Origin of the sequence: Persicitalea jodogahamensis, assembly GCF_014651615.1 — a bacterium.
In the GTDB taxonomy this organism is placed as follows: Bacteria; Bacteroidota; Bacteroidia; order Cytophagales; family Spirosomataceae; genus Persicitalea; species Persicitalea jodogahamensis.
The window spans coordinates 969883-985232 of the sequence record NZ_BMXF01000002.1 but is presented as its reverse complement, the minus strand read 5'-3'; the positions used below and the strand labels follow the sequence as shown (position 1 = coordinate 985232).

12 protein-coding genes are annotated in these 15350 nt (G+C 49.7%); 8 read left to right on the top strand and 4 right to left on the bottom strand.

Annotated elements, in window-relative coordinates; translation table 11 throughout:
- Nucleotides 1–5 precede the first annotated feature (5 nt).
- Nucleotides 6–917: a LysR family transcriptional regulator gene (locus IE117_RS14325; RefSeq protein WP_189565114.1), complete on the bottom strand. Its 912-nt coding sequence runs from the start codon at nucleotides 915–917 to the stop codon at nucleotides 6–8.
- Between the two features lie 96 nt (nucleotides 918–1013).
- Between IE117_RS14325 and IE117_RS14320 the strand changes: the two genes are divergently transcribed.
- The 4 genes from IE117_RS14320 to IE117_RS14305 all read left to right on the top strand — a co-directional run bounded on the left by IE117_RS14320 (nucleotide 1014) and on the right by IE117_RS14305 (nucleotide 4698).
- Entirely contained in the window at nucleotides 1014–2450 is a 1437-nt protein-coding gene (locus IE117_RS14320) for an NADP-dependent isocitrate dehydrogenase (protein WP_189565113.1), read from the top strand.
- An 18-nt stretch (nucleotides 2451–2468) separates the two neighbouring features.
- A complete protein-coding gene (locus IE117_RS14315) occupies nucleotides 2469–2714 on the top strand; it encodes a hypothetical protein (RefSeq protein ID WP_189565112.1) in 246 nt (81 codons plus the stop codon).
- Nucleotides 2715–2716: 2 nt separating this feature from the next.
- Nucleotides 2717–3001 (top strand): hypothetical protein, encoded by a 285-nt coding sequence (locus IE117_RS14310; RefSeq protein WP_189565111.1) that lies wholly within the window; start codon nucleotides 2717–2719, stop codon nucleotides 2999–3001.
- 377 nt (nucleotides 3002–3378) lie between these two features.
- The gene (locus tag IE117_RS14305; protein ID WP_189565110.1) at nucleotides 3379–4698 is read left to right on the top strand and encodes a M20/M25/M40 family metallo-hydrolase; all 1320 of its coding nucleotides are present in this window, start codon (nucleotides 3379–3381) and stop codon (nucleotides 4696–4698) included.
- A gap of 10 nt (nucleotides 4699–4708) precedes the next feature.
- On the opposite strand, the gene IE117_RS14300 is transcribed toward IE117_RS14305, so the two are convergent.
- On the bottom strand, nucleotides 4709–7723 hold the full coding sequence (locus IE117_RS14300; RefSeq protein WP_189565109.1) for a leucine--tRNA ligase: 3015 nt from the start codon (nucleotides 7721–7723) through the stop codon (nucleotides 4709–4711).
- 375 nt (nucleotides 7724–8098) lie between these two features.
- On the opposite strand from IE117_RS14300, the gene IE117_RS14295 reads away from it, so the two are divergent.
- Nucleotides 8099–8773: a porin family protein gene (locus tag IE117_RS14295; RefSeq protein ID WP_189565108.1), complete on the top strand. Its 675-nt coding sequence runs from the start codon at nucleotides 8099–8101 to the stop codon at nucleotides 8771–8773.
- 80 nt (nucleotides 8774–8853) lie between these two features.
- On the opposite strand, the gene IE117_RS14290 is transcribed toward IE117_RS14295, so the two are convergent.
- Entirely contained in the window at nucleotides 8854–12030 is a 3177-nt protein-coding gene (locus IE117_RS14290; RefSeq protein WP_189565107.1) for a hypothetical protein, read from the bottom strand.
- Between the two features lie 443 nt (nucleotides 12031–12473).
- Between IE117_RS14290 and IE117_RS14285 the strand changes: the two genes are divergently transcribed.
- The 3 genes from IE117_RS14285 to IE117_RS14275 all read left to right on the top strand — a co-directional run bounded on the left by IE117_RS14285 (nucleotide 12474) and on the right by IE117_RS14275 (nucleotide 14120).
- Complete coding sequence (locus IE117_RS14285; protein WP_189565106.1) at nucleotides 12474–13004, top strand: hypothetical protein; 531 nt, start codon at nucleotides 12474–12476, stop codon at nucleotides 13002–13004.
- Nucleotides 13005–13069: 65 nt separating this feature from the next.
- The gene (locus IE117_RS14280; RefSeq protein ID WP_189565105.1) at nucleotides 13070–13522 is read left to right on the top strand and encodes a copper resistance protein NlpE; all 453 of its coding nucleotides are present in this window, start codon (nucleotides 13070–13072) and stop codon (nucleotides 13520–13522) included.
- 82 nt (nucleotides 13523–13604) lie between these two features.
- Nucleotides 13605–14120: a GtrA family protein gene (locus tag IE117_RS14275; protein ID WP_189565104.1), complete on the top strand. Its 516-nt coding sequence runs from the start codon at nucleotides 13605–13607 to the stop codon at nucleotides 14118–14120.
- Between the two features lie 14 nt (nucleotides 14121–14134).
- Here the strand turns inward: IE117_RS14275 and IE117_RS14270 are convergent, their stop codons facing one another.
- The gene (locus IE117_RS14270) at nucleotides 14135–15316 is read right to left on the bottom strand and encodes an acetyl-CoA C-acyltransferase (protein ID WP_189565103.1); all 1182 of its coding nucleotides are present in this window, start codon (nucleotides 15314–15316) and stop codon (nucleotides 14135–14137) included.
- Nucleotides 15317–15350: the final 34 nt, after the last annotated feature.

Below are 15350 nucleotides of genomic sequence, written 5' to 3'. Positions count from 1 at the left end.
AGTATTTAATGAGAAAATTTTTCGGCGATTATGGTTGACTTCTCTTTTTTCAAGTATGTCAAGAACGAACGAGCCACCGGCGAAAAGTTCTTATGTTTCATCCAGATAAGCCGCCAGGTAGACGTTATCGGAAAGCCTTTCACCGGAATAATTTGCAGATTCCCGTTTTTAAGATCGCTCCTGATACCAATCAGAGGCATAATCGAATAGCCTAGTCCGGCCATAACGGCCTGTTTTACGGCTTCATTGGAAGTCAATTCCATTTTTTTACGAACTGGCAACTTATTCTCTTCGATAAACCGCTCCATCACATACCGGGTGCCCGACCCGGGTTCACGGTATATCAGCGGCAGCGTCTCGAATAAATCTATTCCATAGGACTTTCTGGGGAATTTTTCATCGGAGTTCCCCACGACGTAGAGTTTATTCTGCATGAGTTCTTCCTGTTCTATCTGCAAATTAGCAGGAAGTACCGAAACCAGCGAAAAGTCAACTTCATTTCGTTCCAGACTCCCGATAACCTGAGCCTTATTGGTTACGTCGAGGGCGAGTTCGATCCCCTCATGTTTCTTCAAAAATCCAGCCAAAAAATAAGGCATTATGTACTTACCCGTCGAAACTACCGAGATCTTCAGACGTCCGCTCAGTTGGCCCTGATACGCAAGGGTTTTGTAATTGATCGCATAGACTTCATTCAGGATATTCTCAGCGGCCACAGCAATTTCTTTGCCAAAATCAGTCACATACAGCTTACGTCCCACTACTTCCGTAAGTGGAATCTCGAACTGATCCTGAAAATTTTTCAGCTGGATGGATACCGCTGGCTGAGTCAGATGCAACTCTTCCGCCGCCTTAGTAACACTCTCATTTTGAGAAACTTTAAGGAAAACCTGTAATTGATGAAGAGTGTAGTTCATAAAAATATCTAATACATTTGATCGCAAATATAAATAAAAACTTATGAATAACCCTTCCTAGTTTTGCCCCTGTCAAACCATAAAACTCTTACCAAAATGACCCGAATCACAGTTGCCAAAGGGGACGGCATCGGTCCCGAAATCATGGATGCAACCCTCGAGATCATTAAAGCGGCGGGCGCCGAAATCGAGATCGACGAAATTGAAGTGGGCGAAAAGGTATACCTGGCCGGAAACACGGCAGGAATCTCGCCGGAATCATGGGATGTCATCCGCCGAAACAAGATATTCCTCAAAGCTCCCATTACAACACCACAGGGAGGAGGCTACAAAAGTCTGAACGTGACTACGCGCAAGTTTCTGGGACTCTACGCCAATGTCCGCCCCTGCATGAGCCTGGCGCCGTTCGTCAGCACCAAACACCCCGAAATGGACATCGTGATTGTGCGGGAAAACGAGGAAGACCTCTACGCAGGTATCGAACACCAGCAGACGGACGAGGTAGTGCAGTGCCTGAAACTCATCAGCCGCCCCGGCTGTGAGAAAATTGTGCGCTACGCTTTCGAGTATGCCCGCCACTACGGCCGTAAAAAGGTAACCTGCTTCACCAAAGACAATATCATGAAGCAGACGGACGGGCTGTTTCATAAAGTGTTTGATGAGATAGCAGCTGAATACACCGACATTGAAAACGAGCACTGGATTATTGACATTGGCGCAGCCAAGATGGCCGACACACCGGAGATTTTCGACGTGATCGTGATGCCCAACCTGTACGGTGACGTGTTGTCTGACGTAGCCGCGCAGATTGCCGGATCGGTTGGTCTGGCCGGGTCGTCCAATATCGGCGAAGAGTGCGCCATGTTCGAGGCCATTCATGGCTCAGCCCCACGCCGTGCCGGACAGAATATGGCAAATCCTTCGGGTTTGTTACAGGGCGCCATAATGATGCTCAACCACATCGGCCAGCCCGAAGTGGCTGAAAAGGTCCAGAATGCGTGGCTAAAAACCATCGAGGAGGGCACTCATACCTACGACATTTTTAAGGCAGGGGTCAGCAAGCAAAATGTCGGGACGAAGGAATTTGCCGGGGCCGTCATTGCCAATCTGGGAGAAAAACCCACTACCCTCAAATCCGTTTCCTACGCCAAAGACGCGGCCCTGATTCTGCCCAAGTACAAGAAAAAAGTACCTGCAAAAAAAGACCTGGTGGGCGTGGATATGTTCGTCCACTGGAATGGTACCAATCCGGATGAGATCGCCACGAAACTTCAAAAGCTGGATGTTCATGGTACGGAGCTCACGATGATCACCAATCGGGGCATCAAGGTATGGCCCGAAGGCTTTCCGGAGACCTTCTGCACCGACCACTGGCGCTGTCGCTTTAAATCCGCCAATGGCAGCGGTATTTCGAAGCAGCAAATCATCGGCTTGCTTACCAGCGCCGAAGCGCAGGGAATCGACAGCATCAAAACCGAAAACCTCTACGAGTTTGATGGCAAACAGTCGTATTCAATGGGACAGGGACAATAACATAACTAACGGAAAACAATGAATCTACAACTTATCAAAGGACAATTTCAGCCGAATGACGCTGTGGAAATCATTACGCGGATGGTCGACGTAAAGATCAGATATCACGAGGGGAAAATCACTTCTGAAAGTGCGGAAGAGGATATAAAAATGCGCGAGCGGCGAATTAAGCAACTCCAAAAAGAACTGTTTGAATTGCGCCAGTATATGGAGGATAAACCTGGAAAAATCAGTCTGAATAGTACCATAACAATAAGTACCTGATCATGAAGAAACAACTCGAATTTAAACTTGTAAAAGGTGATTTTTTACCCGAAGAGGCAGGAAAGGTTTTGTTTTCGTTGATTCAAAACAAGATCAACTACCATAACGTGGAAATGCTTTCGCGGCAGATTCGCTTCGGGTTCGATGACGACGTATCGCACTCGGAAAAGCGAATCATCGAATTGAAAGAAATCAACGAATCGCTGGCTGCCTTTTTGCGGGAAGTCGGCCAGGAAGGGAAGAGTCTAAAGATAGACGGAACGTTTGTGCTTTCATTGGCCGATTAGCTACCTGCCGGAAAGTGATTTATCGTCCGGTCACGGCAAAGAGCCTTGACCGGACGATTTTATTTCGAAATACCTTCATTCAGGTACGAAACGATTTTCCCACCTTCATCGACGTGATGCAAAAGCACTTCGCATTCCCTCGTGATTCCGTAGGCAGATTGCATAGTTTGCAGTTTTCTGAAATACAGCATCGTATTATGGGGTTCCAGGCCTTTTAACAGGGAAAGGCGTTCATAAGAAATATTTTGAGATTGGTGGAATCACCAAATTTTCAATAACAGCCGTAGAAAGAATCAATCAATAATCCTGAGCATTACGGTATTGAACGCCACTAACTACTATATTTGAAAATCCGAATCAATCACCTGGAAACAATCATGAATTCACTTCTTCGAATAGGGCTCCTGGCCGCGTTTACCATCGCTCCTTTCTGGGTACAGGCCCAGGACGACGAAAAAGAACCGGCCAAAAAAGAACCAGTAGTAGCAGCAAAGCAATACACCGACGAAATAAAGGCGCTGGCCCAGACCCCCAGCGTAAAAAAAGCCCTCGCGATGTTCCCCGAGCGTGAAGCCTGGACGCGGCAGAACCTGATAACCCTGACGGAAATTCCTGCCCCGCCCTTCGCCGAAGAAGTCCGGGGCCGCGCCTACGCCGATATGCTCCGCAAGGTAGGAGCCGATTCGGTCTGGACCGATGAAGCAGGCAACGTACTGGCGAAACGTCGTGGCAAGTCAGGAAATAAAACCGTAGTACTGGAAGCCCATCTCGATACGGTATTTCCCGCCGAAACCGACGTGAAAATCAAGCAGCGGGGCGATACGCTGTACGCTCCCGGCGTAGGCGACGACACCCGCGGTCTGGCGATGGTACTTACCATTCTGGACGTGATGGAAAAAACGGGCGTCGAGACTGACGCCGACGTACTTTTTATCGGTACCGTAGGCGAGGAAGGGCTTGGTGACCTGCGCGGCGTAAAGAAGCTGTTCAACACGCCCGGCCTGAAAATAGATTCCTATATTGCCATCGATGGGTTGGGTTCCACGAGCATTACACACCGGGGGCTGGGCTCGCACCGCTACCTGGTAACTTTCAAAGGACCGGGCGGACATTCGTCGGGCTCGTTTGGGCTGGTGAATCCGCACGGGGCGTTGGGCCGGGCCATCTACTACTTTACGCAGGATGCCGATAAATTCACGAAGCAGGGCGTCCGCACGACCTACAACGTGGGTATTGTGGGCGGAGGTACTTCGGTGAATGCCATTCCGTTCGAGTCAAACATGCAGGTCGACATGCGCTCCGAAAGCCCCGAACAACTCGCGGGCATTGATAAGTTGTTCCAGGCCGCCATTCAGCGCGCCCTGCGCGAGGAAAATGCCATGAAGCGTCTTGGGCCTGACCTCACGGTGGACATTGAGATGGTCGGCGACCGCCCCTCCGGCAGCATTGACCAGAACAACCCGCTGGTGCAGCGGGCCATCGCCGCCACCGGCCATGTGGGTGCCCAGCCCGCGCTGCGGGTAGGTTCTACCAATTCCAACATTCCTTTTTCGAAAGGAGTCCCCGCCATTACGATGGGCGCGGGCGGCAAAGGCGGCGGAGCCCACGCCCTCAACGAATGGTGGCTAGACGACAAGTCTTACCTGGCCATGCAACGAACGCTGCTGGTGTTGCTAGCGGAGGCAGGAGTGCGTTAAATACCGCTACTTACAAAACCACGTTCACAATTCGCTTAGGCACCACGATCACCTTCTTAGGGGTTTTTCCATCCAGCCATTTCTGTACGGTTTCGTTGGCGAGTACTTCGTTTTGGATGTCTGCGGGAACAGTGTCGAGCGGAAAAGAAATCGTGGCCCTTACTTTGCCATTAATCTGAATCGGATATTCGAATACGTCGTCCGTAACGTACTCCTGCTGCCAGATTGGGAAAGTGGCCAGGGCGAGGGTACCTGCTTCATGGCCAAGCGCGGCGTACAGTTCCTCGGTGATGTGCGGCGCGTAAGGTGAGAGCAGCACGACCAGTTCGCTGAGAATAGCTTTCTTGTGGCATTTCAAACTACCCAGCTCATTGACGCATACCATGAAGGCACTTACCGCCGTATTGAATGAGAAGCTCTCGATGTCTTCCTGAACTTTCTTGATGGTTTTGTGCAGTACTTTCAGCTCGTCTTTCGTGGGCGTTTCGTCGGTTACCAGCCAGTCACCATTGTCGTTGTAGAAAAGCCGCCAGAATTTGCGGATGAAACGGTAAGTACCGTCGATGCCGTTGGTATTCCAGGGCTTGGCCTGTTCCAGCGGACCAAGAAACATCTCGTACAACCTTAATGTATCGGCTCCGTAGCGCTCCACGATGTCGTCGGGGTTGACGACGTTAAACTTGGACTTCGACATTTTTTCTACCTCTACGCCGCAGATGTACTTGCCGTCTTCCAGAATAAACTTCGCATTCTCACCCGCGATGTCAGGCCGGGTAGTTTTGAATTTTTCAATGTCCAGTACATCGTTTTCTACGATATTGACATCTACGTGCAAATCAGTTGCAGAGTACTCACCGGTAGGTATGGAAACGTAGCCTACCCTTTCAGGATATTTTTCACGAATATTCTCCTCTAATTTTTTTATCAACAAGTTTACTTCTTCCCTCACACCAACCACTTCTGGATCGTAATAACTGCTACCGCCTTCGGTTTGTCTTCGCCACAAATCATATTTTTTCTTGGAAATAAAAACTGCTGGCAGTGCATTGGCTGGTATCAATTCCTTAAGCGCAGTCCCCGCGCCTTGTCTATGAGAGATTCCCAATCTAAATCGATACACAAAACTACTCCTTCCCTGAATCATGCCCTGATTTATGAGCTTCTTAAAAGGCTCTTCTTCGGGAACATAGCCCCGGTCTTTCAGAAATTTATTCCAGAAACGACTGTACAATAGATGGCCTGTAGCGTGTTCGGTACCACCGAGATAGAGGTCTACATCGCGCCAGTAGTTAATAGCTTCGGGCGAAGCGAACTCCTGGTTGTTGTGCGCGTCCATGTAGCGGTACCAATACCAGCTACTGCCCGCCCATCCGGGCATGGTACTCAGTTCGTATTCATATTGGCCGTGGTACTTCCAGCCTTCGGCGCGGCCCAGCGGCGGCTCGCCAGTTTCGGTGGGTAGGTACTTGTCCACGGGGGGTAGTTCCAGTGGCAGGTCGGATTCTGGTAATAAATACGGCAGAGGTTCGCCATTGCTGTCTTTTTTGTAGTAAACAGGCACCGGTTCGCCCCAGTAGCGCTGGCGGCTGAACACGGCGTCGCGCAGGCGGTAGTTAATTTTAGCTTTACCGATTTTGCGTTCTTCCATCCAGGCCACTAGCACGGGCGTGGCTTCGGCGTAGGTCAGGCCGTCGATGATGCCGGAGTTGATGTACTTGCCTTCCTTGGTAGCGTCGGCTTCGGTGTCAGTATTTTGCTGCGCGTCCAGAATCGGGACGATGGGCAGGTCAAAGTGCTTGGCAAAATTCCAGTCGCGCTGGTCGCCGGACGGCACGGCCATGACGGCCCCGGTGCCATAGCCCGCCAGCACGTAGTCGGCAATGTAAATGGGTACTTTCTCTTCATTAAACGGGTTTATGGCATATGCTCCCGTAAAAGCACCCGATACCGTCTTGACATCCGCCATACGGTCGCGTTCGGATTTACGTTTCGTTTTTTCAAGATATGCGTCGATTTCCGCTTGCTGACCGGCAGTGGTGATCTGGGCTACCAATTCGTGTTCGGGTGCCAGCACCATAAACGTCACTCCGTAGATTGTATCCACCCGGGTGGTGAAGACTTCGATGTTTCTTTCAGCGTGCCCGTCAATGCCAAACTTCACCATTGCCCCCACGGAGCGGCCGATCCAGTTGCGCTGCTGCTCCTTAAGCGACTCCGTCCAGTCGATGGTGTCCAGGCCGTCGATCAGTCGCTGGGCGTAAGCGGTGATGCGCATCATCCATTGCCGCATGAGTTTTTGTTCCACCGGAAAGCCACCACGCTCCGATACGCCGTCTTTCACCTCGTCGTTGGATAGTACCGACCCCAATCCCGGACACCAGTTTACGGTAGCGTCGGCCACGTAGGTCAGGCGGTAGTTGAGCGTCATTTTGTATTGCTCTTCCTCGCTCATGGCCTTCCATTCCAGCGCCGTAAAGTGGGGTGTTTCTTCATCACACACCGCGTCGACCCGTCCGTTCCCGCGGTGTGCAAACTCCTGCGTCAACGTTTCAATCGGTTCGGCCTGGTCGGTTTTATTATTGTACCAGCTATTGAATAACTCGCTGAAAATCCACTGCGTCCATTTGTAATAGCCGGGGTCGGAAGTACGTACTTCACGCTTCCAATCGTAGGCAAAACCCAGGTTTTTCAATTGCTCGATGTAACGGGCAATGTTTTGCTCAGTTGTGAGAGCCGGGTGTTGGCCGGTCTGGATAGCATACTGCTCGGCAGGTAGTCCAAAGCTGTCGAAGCCCATCGGATGCAGTACGTTGAAACCCTTCGAACGCTTGTAGCGGGCGTATATATCGGAGGCAATATAGCCAAGCGGATGGCCCACGTGCAGCCCTGCCCCCGAAGGATACGGGAACATATCGAGAACGTAAAATTTTGGTTTTGACTGATTTATTTCGACGCGATTGGTCTGGTTATCTTCCCAAAACTGCTGCCATTTCTGCTCGATCTCGCGGTGGTTGTACTCACTCATGCTGATTGCTGATGTTGTTAACGGGGGTTAATGTCTGGTTTCTGCCGTGTAAGCGGATGCAAAATTAACGTTTTAGGCTATGGTAAGGGTGTTTTGACTATAAATTCCTGTTGTGACTGCCCGATTTATACCCTAATTATCAATATTAATCGGTTTCCAGCTAGGGGTAAAGCGACTTTGAATTGTTATAAAACTGATACACTGATTTTCATTGCACAACTTCTCTCAGAACTAATCCTATTGTAAAACTTCTAGAACGGAAACGGGGAATGTCCTTCCCATCTTGGTTTGTATAAAAGTGGAAATAGCTAAATGAAACCTACTGGCATTCTATTTTTAATACAATTTTTATTTACAATCAATCAAATGAATATCATGAAAAAACTATTTGCTGTGGCATTAGCCACCCTACTAAGTTATGGCGCTCAGGCGCAAGGTGAGTACGATCCTTTTTTCCGGCTGGGAATCAAAGCCGGGGCAAATCTTTCCAATACCGTTGGAAATGATCTAGCCATCGGAAATGGAGCATTCAATTTTAAAGACAATGGCACCCGCTCCGTAGGATTCGTCGGTGGTGTCTTCATGCGATTTGGGCGCCAATTCTACGTACAGCCCGAACTGCTATTATCTCAAAAAGGCGGACAGTACAGCATTTATGAAAACGGAGTACAGGACGATGAGGGAAAAGTCGACGTTCGGTTCAGCAACTTTGATGTCCCGGTGCTGTTTGGTTATCGTTTTGCAAAAGTTTTCCGTGTTAATGTTGGCCCGGTAGCTTCTTTCCGCTTGTCGGATTCTGGCAAAATCGGTGATTCGTTTGACAAGTACTTCGATGGTGACGGCAATGTAAACACTACCGTTGATAATAACGTGGCCTTTGGCTATCAGGCTGGTGTCGGAGTTGACTTTGGCCGCCTTAGCCTTGATGTACGTTACGAAGGTAATGTGAATGACGTAGTGAACATTCAGTATGATAATGCAAACACAGCGGCCAAGCTGAACAGAAAAGGTAATCTTTTCCAGGCCACGCTGGGCTTTTCATTTCTGTAAGCCAAATACTTTTTAAAAAAGGGCGGCCTCCGATCGGAGGCCGCCCTTTTTATTGGTACTTATCTCAACAAATCTATACCTTAGAATGGCAAGCGATAACCCGCTGACAACTGATTGTACTTGAAGAAATTACGGATCGAATAATCGACGTAAAAACGCCCGCCCGCAACCTGGAACAGATTGGCTCCCAATACGATGTTGAATGCTACTTTCGTATTGTTCAGCTTTTCGTCGCCTATTTTCATCAGGCCCAGTCCTGCGCCTGCATAAGGGCTGAAACTCTCGGCGTTCCTGATTTCGAAATCGTAGATCCCATTGGCAAACAAACCGTAAGAACTACTGGCGCCAAAGCCAAAGAAGGCCTCCGGCATCAGGTAAAAGTTAGTAGTCTTATACCGGAAGTGATTGCGAAAGCCCAGGTTCAGCGTAGCTGCGCCGCCAAAATTGATGCCGCCTACGGCTGACGAGCCATCATAGTTCAACAAGCTGAAAAAACCGTCTTCTGCTTTGTTTTTACTTTCATAAGTAAGTTGCTCTTCGGTAAGGTAGTTATTGCTGGTCATCATCGAGGCCGCACGATTTGAAGAGCGGTTCTCTTCCACATCTACTTCACTGTCATTACGATCGTTATCACTGGCCGCAGACCGACGTGTATTGCGGTCAGACCGATTGCTCGGATGATTACGCCTCGCATCGTTGTCTGAATCAATTATGCCGCCGGAGGTATTCCCCGCCGACCGTCCCGCGCGCAATTCCCGGATTTCCTTTTTGAGGTTGTCCATTTCCTGCTCCATATCTTTCCGATACGAATCGCGTTCATCACGTATGCTGTTTAGTTCTCGCTGACTTTTTTTCTCGAACTTCTGCATCGAGCGGTCGATCTCCTGCTGGTACTTTTCGTTTTTCTGATTCACATCGTCAATCATCGAACGGAATTCGTCTGATTCCATTCTCAGCTGTGAAGGGTCATTGTCACGGTTTGCGCGGCGGTTGGCCCGATCTTCCCGATCCTGGGCGTCACGTATATCGCTCACACCCGTTTCGAGAGCTTCCTTCTCCTCGTTCAAATCAGATTCCAACTTCTCATCACCTTTTTCTTTTGCCTCCTCTAATTGAGTCTCCAACTCATCAATACGGGCTTCGTATGCCTGACGCAGGTTTTCGCTTTTCTGACGCTCTTCTTTTAGCGCCATCATCTTATCATTGGTATCGGCCTGGTAGGCACCATTCCGACTACCCCCGGCACTACCATTCATATTGCGCCTGCCATTGTCGAAACTGCCATTATCATCATTCTGGTAGTTGCCGTTCTGGTCATATTGGTTATCATTGCGGTTGTTCCTGTAATCCCGGTCGTCATACCGGCCACTCCGGTTTCTATTATCGCCATTGCGATAATCCTGATTCTGACGGTCATCATTACGGTAGTTTCTGTTGCGGGTATTATTCCCGTTCCGGTAATCACCGTTGTTATCGTTTCCGTTTCTTTCGTTGTTTCGGTTATTATAGTCCGCCGGATACTGCCGGCTGCGCTGGTTGTTCTGCATCATATCATCCAGCTTCTGTTCAATTGATCTGAGACGATCTTCCAGGGCCTCGATGTCCCTGTCGTTGCTGTTTCGGTCATAGGTACCCCTGTCATCACCTCCTCGGCGATTGTCGCGATCGTTGAAATAATTGCGGCTATTGTTTGCACTCCGGCCGTATCTCTGTTCGATCTTGTCGAGTTCGTCCCGGTACTCCGTGGGTTTCAGGTCGATCAGGAAAGCATCGTCTTTTCTGGTGGCTTCCCTGTTTGCACTTTCTTCCTTATCCTGCAAATCTTCGATGGCCCTGACCCCTTCCTCAAGGCGGTCCTGTTCATCCTGCAGGTCATACTGCAGCTGACGGTCGCCATCGCGTCGGGCATCCTTGATCAGATCGTCGAGGCGCTCAATGCGCATTTGGTAATCGTCCTTCAGATTTTTGGCGCGGTTTTTCTCACGTCTCAGATTATTCATCACCAATTCATCGTACGATTCTTCTTTTCTGGATTCGACAGTCTTCATGCCATTACCGATCAGCAAATTCAGGCTCAAACCATAGGCCCAGCTCGTAGTGAGTTTGTTGGGGTCGACTGCATTGATGATCGAATCCGGTGCGGTCAGGAGTGCTTTGGCGTAAGCGGTCAATTTTACGGCCCGGCCAAACGGAAAATCCAATCCCAATCCACCTGAAACAAAACCTTTTTTGTCAAGCGGTCCGGTAGTAACGCTATCGGCCTGATAACCATCCATGGCATCTATTACACCGCCACCCAGCAGAATGCTTGGTGTAAGTCCCTGGCCCGTACCGAGTTTAAATTTCCCCTCGCCACCGTAAAGTGCCAGCTTACTAAACTGGGAGAAATAGCCATCTTCAAGTCCCCGCCAGTAAAAGCCCCGGATGCCAACATAAGGGCCGAAATTAAGACCAGTACTTACACCTGCATACCTGGTGTTGGCATAAGGGAGACTTTTGCCAAAATTCAGCTGTCCTGCCGTCACTTCGATGGGCAGGCTGAGGCCTCCCGAGAAGTTGTTGAGATATGCCTTATCGACATCGGTCAATTCGCCCGGACGGCGTCCGCCCAAATAAAGGATCAGGGAGGCCCGCACCGACCAGTTTTTCAGCAGTTCGTTCGGATAATCGTCAGTGCTCAGGTTGTTGGCAGTACGTTCGGCCGCAGTAGTCAGACTGCGTACGGGAGACCCATTGAACGCGGTGTTGACTGCCTGTACGTTCAGCGTGTAGCGGTCGCCTCCGCTGAATTGCAATCCAGCCCCGGCGGAAACGTAAATATTCTTAAATTTAGCCATGGTGTCGGCGCCAATCGTCTGCACACCAGTCCCGACGGTCACATAGGGTACCAAACCACCCCGACTTAGATTGAGTTTAAGGTCCCCACCCCAACGTTGTACGCTCACTCCGACTGTGTCCAGCTGAGCATTTTGCAGAGCCATAGGGGACAAAGCGCTAAAATCGCGTTTCAGATTATTGACATCCTGCAAGTATGTAGCCCTCAGTTCCACAAATTCGCCAAACCCGAATCCCAGATGACCGCCTACCAGAAAACCATTGCTGATTCCGGTGTTCTTATCCCAGAAAACATACTCGCCTGTGGGCGACAGCGTGTAGCTGATTCCCTTTACCTGCGCTACGGTGGCAGGCGCAACCATTCCCAGCATACCCAGGCCAAACAATATGCCCGCTAATCGTGTTTTAAATAGTTTTTTCATAATCCGGTTTTTGTATTTTATAAATAATTTTTGACGGAATCACTACATGTGCTTTTCCGCTGCACAACGGAATTATCACGCCCAAATCTTCCTTATGCCCCCAGTATCCGCATCCGGCAGCTCTCTCAATCTTCTTTGATTGGTTTTATGGGTGGATGGTCCAATTGTATTCTGGACTGATAAATAACTGATAAATAAATGTACCAACCATGAGGGATTGGCCTGCATCACCACAGGTACTCTCCCCGCCAAACTACTTCTTCCCAAAGTGTGGAATCTCATTCGGATGGGGAAATTCGACCGCTATTTTGAAATAAAGGTGACATTTTTTATTTCGTTGATACTTTGGACAAATTGCGAAAGGAATTTTTGTTCCCATTTTGGCAATGTTAAACCGATTTGGATCATATTTGTCCTTACAGCGTACCAATCCGAAACTCCTCATGAACTACTTCAGAAAAGCTCTGGCTCTCCTATTGCTGCTCTTTTTGAGCCAATGCGCCACTACCCTGCCAAGTCAAACTACCAAACCAGGCGGAGGCAACGCCCGCGTGAACGAGGAGTCCACGGCCAAAACTGACAATAGCACGCTTGACAAAGGCTGCCCGCTTGATAAGATGCAGTGGCTTTATGTGAACGACAAATTTGATGCTGTCCGGCAAAGCCAACTTGCCGATACTCTGGCCCAGGCGGCCCGAACCGACGCCGCCACCCTCGACCGCATGGCGGCCAATCGCAACAACAATCCGATGGAGATTTCGTCTGCGCTGAAAACGTTGGTGGAAAAGATGGCCGAAAGCCGCGTTCCGGTGAACGAAGAATTTTACAAGCAATACAGCAGCAGCCGTATGGCTATGTGCGCGGTGATTGACGCATTACGCAGCGGCTCGATAAAGCAGGATGAAAGCTCAAAAGTGGCGGGAAACACTTTTCGTGAAGTGGCGAAATCCTTTGAAAGTTTGAAAACCAACTGAGTCGTTGAAATGGATTGATTTTTGAGAAATAATCGATAGCACATCCTGAGACTACTTAAATACCAATGAAGAAGAGTACCCTGACTTTGACCATTGTCGCCATAGCACTGGCAAGCTGTAACTCTACGTCCGGATCGAAAGCTGATGCGGATTCCACTAGGACGTCAGAAATAGTAACAAACATGGACGACGGCCACAACTCCCGTAATTCGCTCAGTTATACGGGCACATACAAAGGCATGTTGCCGTGCGCCGATTGCGCAGGAGTGGAAACCGTTATCACGCTGAATGAGGATGGGACTTACGCCAAAAAAACTACTTACCTCGGGAAAGGTGGCAAAAATACTTTTGAGGAAAAAGGAAAATACAGCTGGAACAGCGCCGGACAGTATGTTATTCTTAAAGGGCAGGAAGCTCCCAATCAATATCTTGTAGGTGAAAACATCCTGACCCAACTGGATATTTCAGGTCAGAAAATAGAGGGTGATCTTGCCGCTATGTACGTGCTGAAAAAGTAGAGATGGCCGTCTAATTTGTTACAAAGGCTTTGCTTACAGCCGGATTTATTTCTACTATTGCGGCTGAATCTCTATCCCGCCCATGAAAAGAAGCGTTGCCGTGTCCGCTGACTCCACCAGTAAGTTCCTCAATCGCAAAGACTTAATCGCGTATTTTTTAGTGGCAGGCACCGGGGCAGCGGTGCAGTTGGTATGCAGCAGCCTGCTGCAGGACTGGTTCGACCTTTCGCTTACTCAGTCGGTTTGGCCGTCTTACATTCTCTCTTTCGGTGTTGGCTTTGTCCTGACCAAATTCTTTGCTTTCGATGCCCGCCGCACGAATCAGACACGCCGCGAAATGGTGAAATTCGTGATGGTGGCTATATTCTCAGGCTTCGTCATGGACCTGGCCGTACGGTTCGCCGTAATGGTGACCGAATCCAATTTCGACCCGCTTGAATACCAGATCCCCTATTCTAAAAAAGTGGTAGATATCACAGGTCTGGCCTGTTACGTATTCGGTATGGGCTGTAGTTTCGTTAGCAACTATACCCTGCACAAAACTTTCACTTTCAAAAGTACCGGATTCTACGATCGCTTGAAATCGTTCATCAAGTAACCCGCAAATTCCTTTTACATCCGCTCCAGGATTACCGCTGAGGCTCCTCCCCCGCCGTTGCATATGGCTGCCAGGCCATAGCGGCCCTGTTTTTGGTGCAACACATTAATCAGAGTCCCCATTATTCTCGCTCCCGACACGCCCAGCGGATGTCCCAGCGACACGGCACCTCCGAACAGATTCACTTTATCGGGACTGAGGCCAAGCTCTTTCATATACGCCAGCACAACTACCGAAAAGGCTTCATTCACTTCGAAATAATCGATGTCCGAAAGCTGCATTCCCGCTTTCGTCAGGACCTTTCTGGTAGCAGCGATTGGCGTGGTCGTGAACCAAACAGGCTCCTGCTCGGCGTCGGCATAGGCTACTACGCGGGCCAGAGGTTTCAGATTCAGTTCCTTCACTTTTCTTCCACTCGCCAGAATCATCGCTACCCCACCATCATTGATGGTAGACGCATTGGCCGCCGTTACGGTCCCTTCCGGAGAGAACACCGGACGAAGTGTAGGGATTTTTTCAAAATTCACCTTCCTGAATTCCTCATCTTCGCTGACCAACAGCGGCTCGCCTTTGCGCTGTGGTACTTCCACCGCCACAATTTCTTCTTTCAGGTACCCTTTTTCGTTGGCCTCCGCGCTACGCTGGTACGATCGGATGGCGTATTCGTCTTGCTGTTCCCGTGTGATTTCGCGCTGCATGGCGGTACGGTCGCCACAAGTACCCATCGCGCAATGATCGTAGGCATCCACCAGGCCATCCCGAGCCAGACCGTCGACCAGTTCGCCATTGCCATAGCCGTAGCCATAACGGGCTTTAGATAAATAAAAAGGAATCTGCGACATGCTTTCCATGCCGCCTGCCACCAGCACATCGGCATCGCCTAGCCGAATAGCTTGGGTGGCAAAAGCCGCCGCTTTCATGCCGGAGGCGCATACTTTGTTTACGGTTGTGCAGATGGTTTCATTAGGCAAACCGGCTCCGAGCGCGGCCTGCCGTGCGGGTGCCTGGCCCAGATTGGCAGAAACGACATTGCCCATGAAAACTTCCTGAACCTGAATCGGGTCAAGCTTAATTTTATCAATTGCCCCCCGGATGGCTTTTGCCCCCAATTCAGTAGCGGAAAAGGAAGAAAGTACCCCGCCAAAACTACCGATAGGGGTGCGTGCTGTGGATATGATATAAGCCTCTTCAGTCATGAAATATTGATTTTATTGAGAATAATTGAGAAGG

What these genes read in the sequence shown, in the direction of transcription:
- IE117_RS14325 (WP_189565114.1), bottom strand. Translation starts at nt 917, where the DNA reads ATGAACTACACTCTTCATCAATTACAGGTTTTCCTTAAAGTTTCTCAA.
- IE117_RS14320 (WP_189565113.1), top strand. Translation starts at nt 1,014, where the DNA reads ATGACCCGAATCACAGTTGCCAAAGGGGACGGCATCGGTCCCGAAATC.
- IE117_RS14315 (WP_189565112.1), top strand. Translation starts at nt 2,469, where the DNA reads ATGAATCTACAACTTATCAAAGGACAATTTCAGCCGAATGACGCTGTG.
- IE117_RS14310 (WP_189565111.1), top strand. Translation starts at nt 2,717, where the DNA reads ATGAAGAAACAACTCGAATTTAAACTTGTAAAAGGTGATTTTTTACCC.
- IE117_RS14305 (WP_189565110.1), top strand. Translation starts at nt 3,379, where the DNA reads ATGAATTCACTTCTTCGAATAGGGCTCCTGGCCGCGTTTACCATCGCT.
- IE117_RS14300 (WP_189565109.1), bottom strand. Translation starts at nt 7,723, where the DNA reads ATGAGTGAGTACAACCACCGCGAGATCGAGCAGAAATGGCAGCAGTTT.
- IE117_RS14295 (WP_189565108.1), top strand. Translation starts at nt 8,099, where the DNA reads ATGAAAAAACTATTTGCTGTGGCATTAGCCACCCTACTAAGTTATGGC.
- IE117_RS14290 (WP_189565107.1), bottom strand. Translation starts at nt 12,030, where the DNA reads ATGAAAAAACTATTTAAAACACGATTAGCGGGCATATTGTTTGGCCTG.
- IE117_RS14285 (WP_189565106.1), top strand. Translation starts at nt 12,474, where the DNA reads ATGAACTACTTCAGAAAAGCTCTGGCTCTCCTATTGCTGCTCTTTTTG.
- IE117_RS14280 (WP_189565105.1), top strand. Translation starts at nt 13,070, where the DNA reads ATGAAGAAGAGTACCCTGACTTTGACCATTGTCGCCATAGCACTGGCA.
- IE117_RS14275 (WP_189565104.1), top strand. Translation starts at nt 13,605, where the DNA reads ATGAAAAGAAGCGTTGCCGTGTCCGCTGACTCCACCAGTAAGTTCCTC.
- IE117_RS14270 (WP_189565103.1), bottom strand. Translation starts at nt 15,316, where the DNA reads ATGACTGAAGAGGCTTATATCATATCCACAGCACGCACCCCTATCGGT.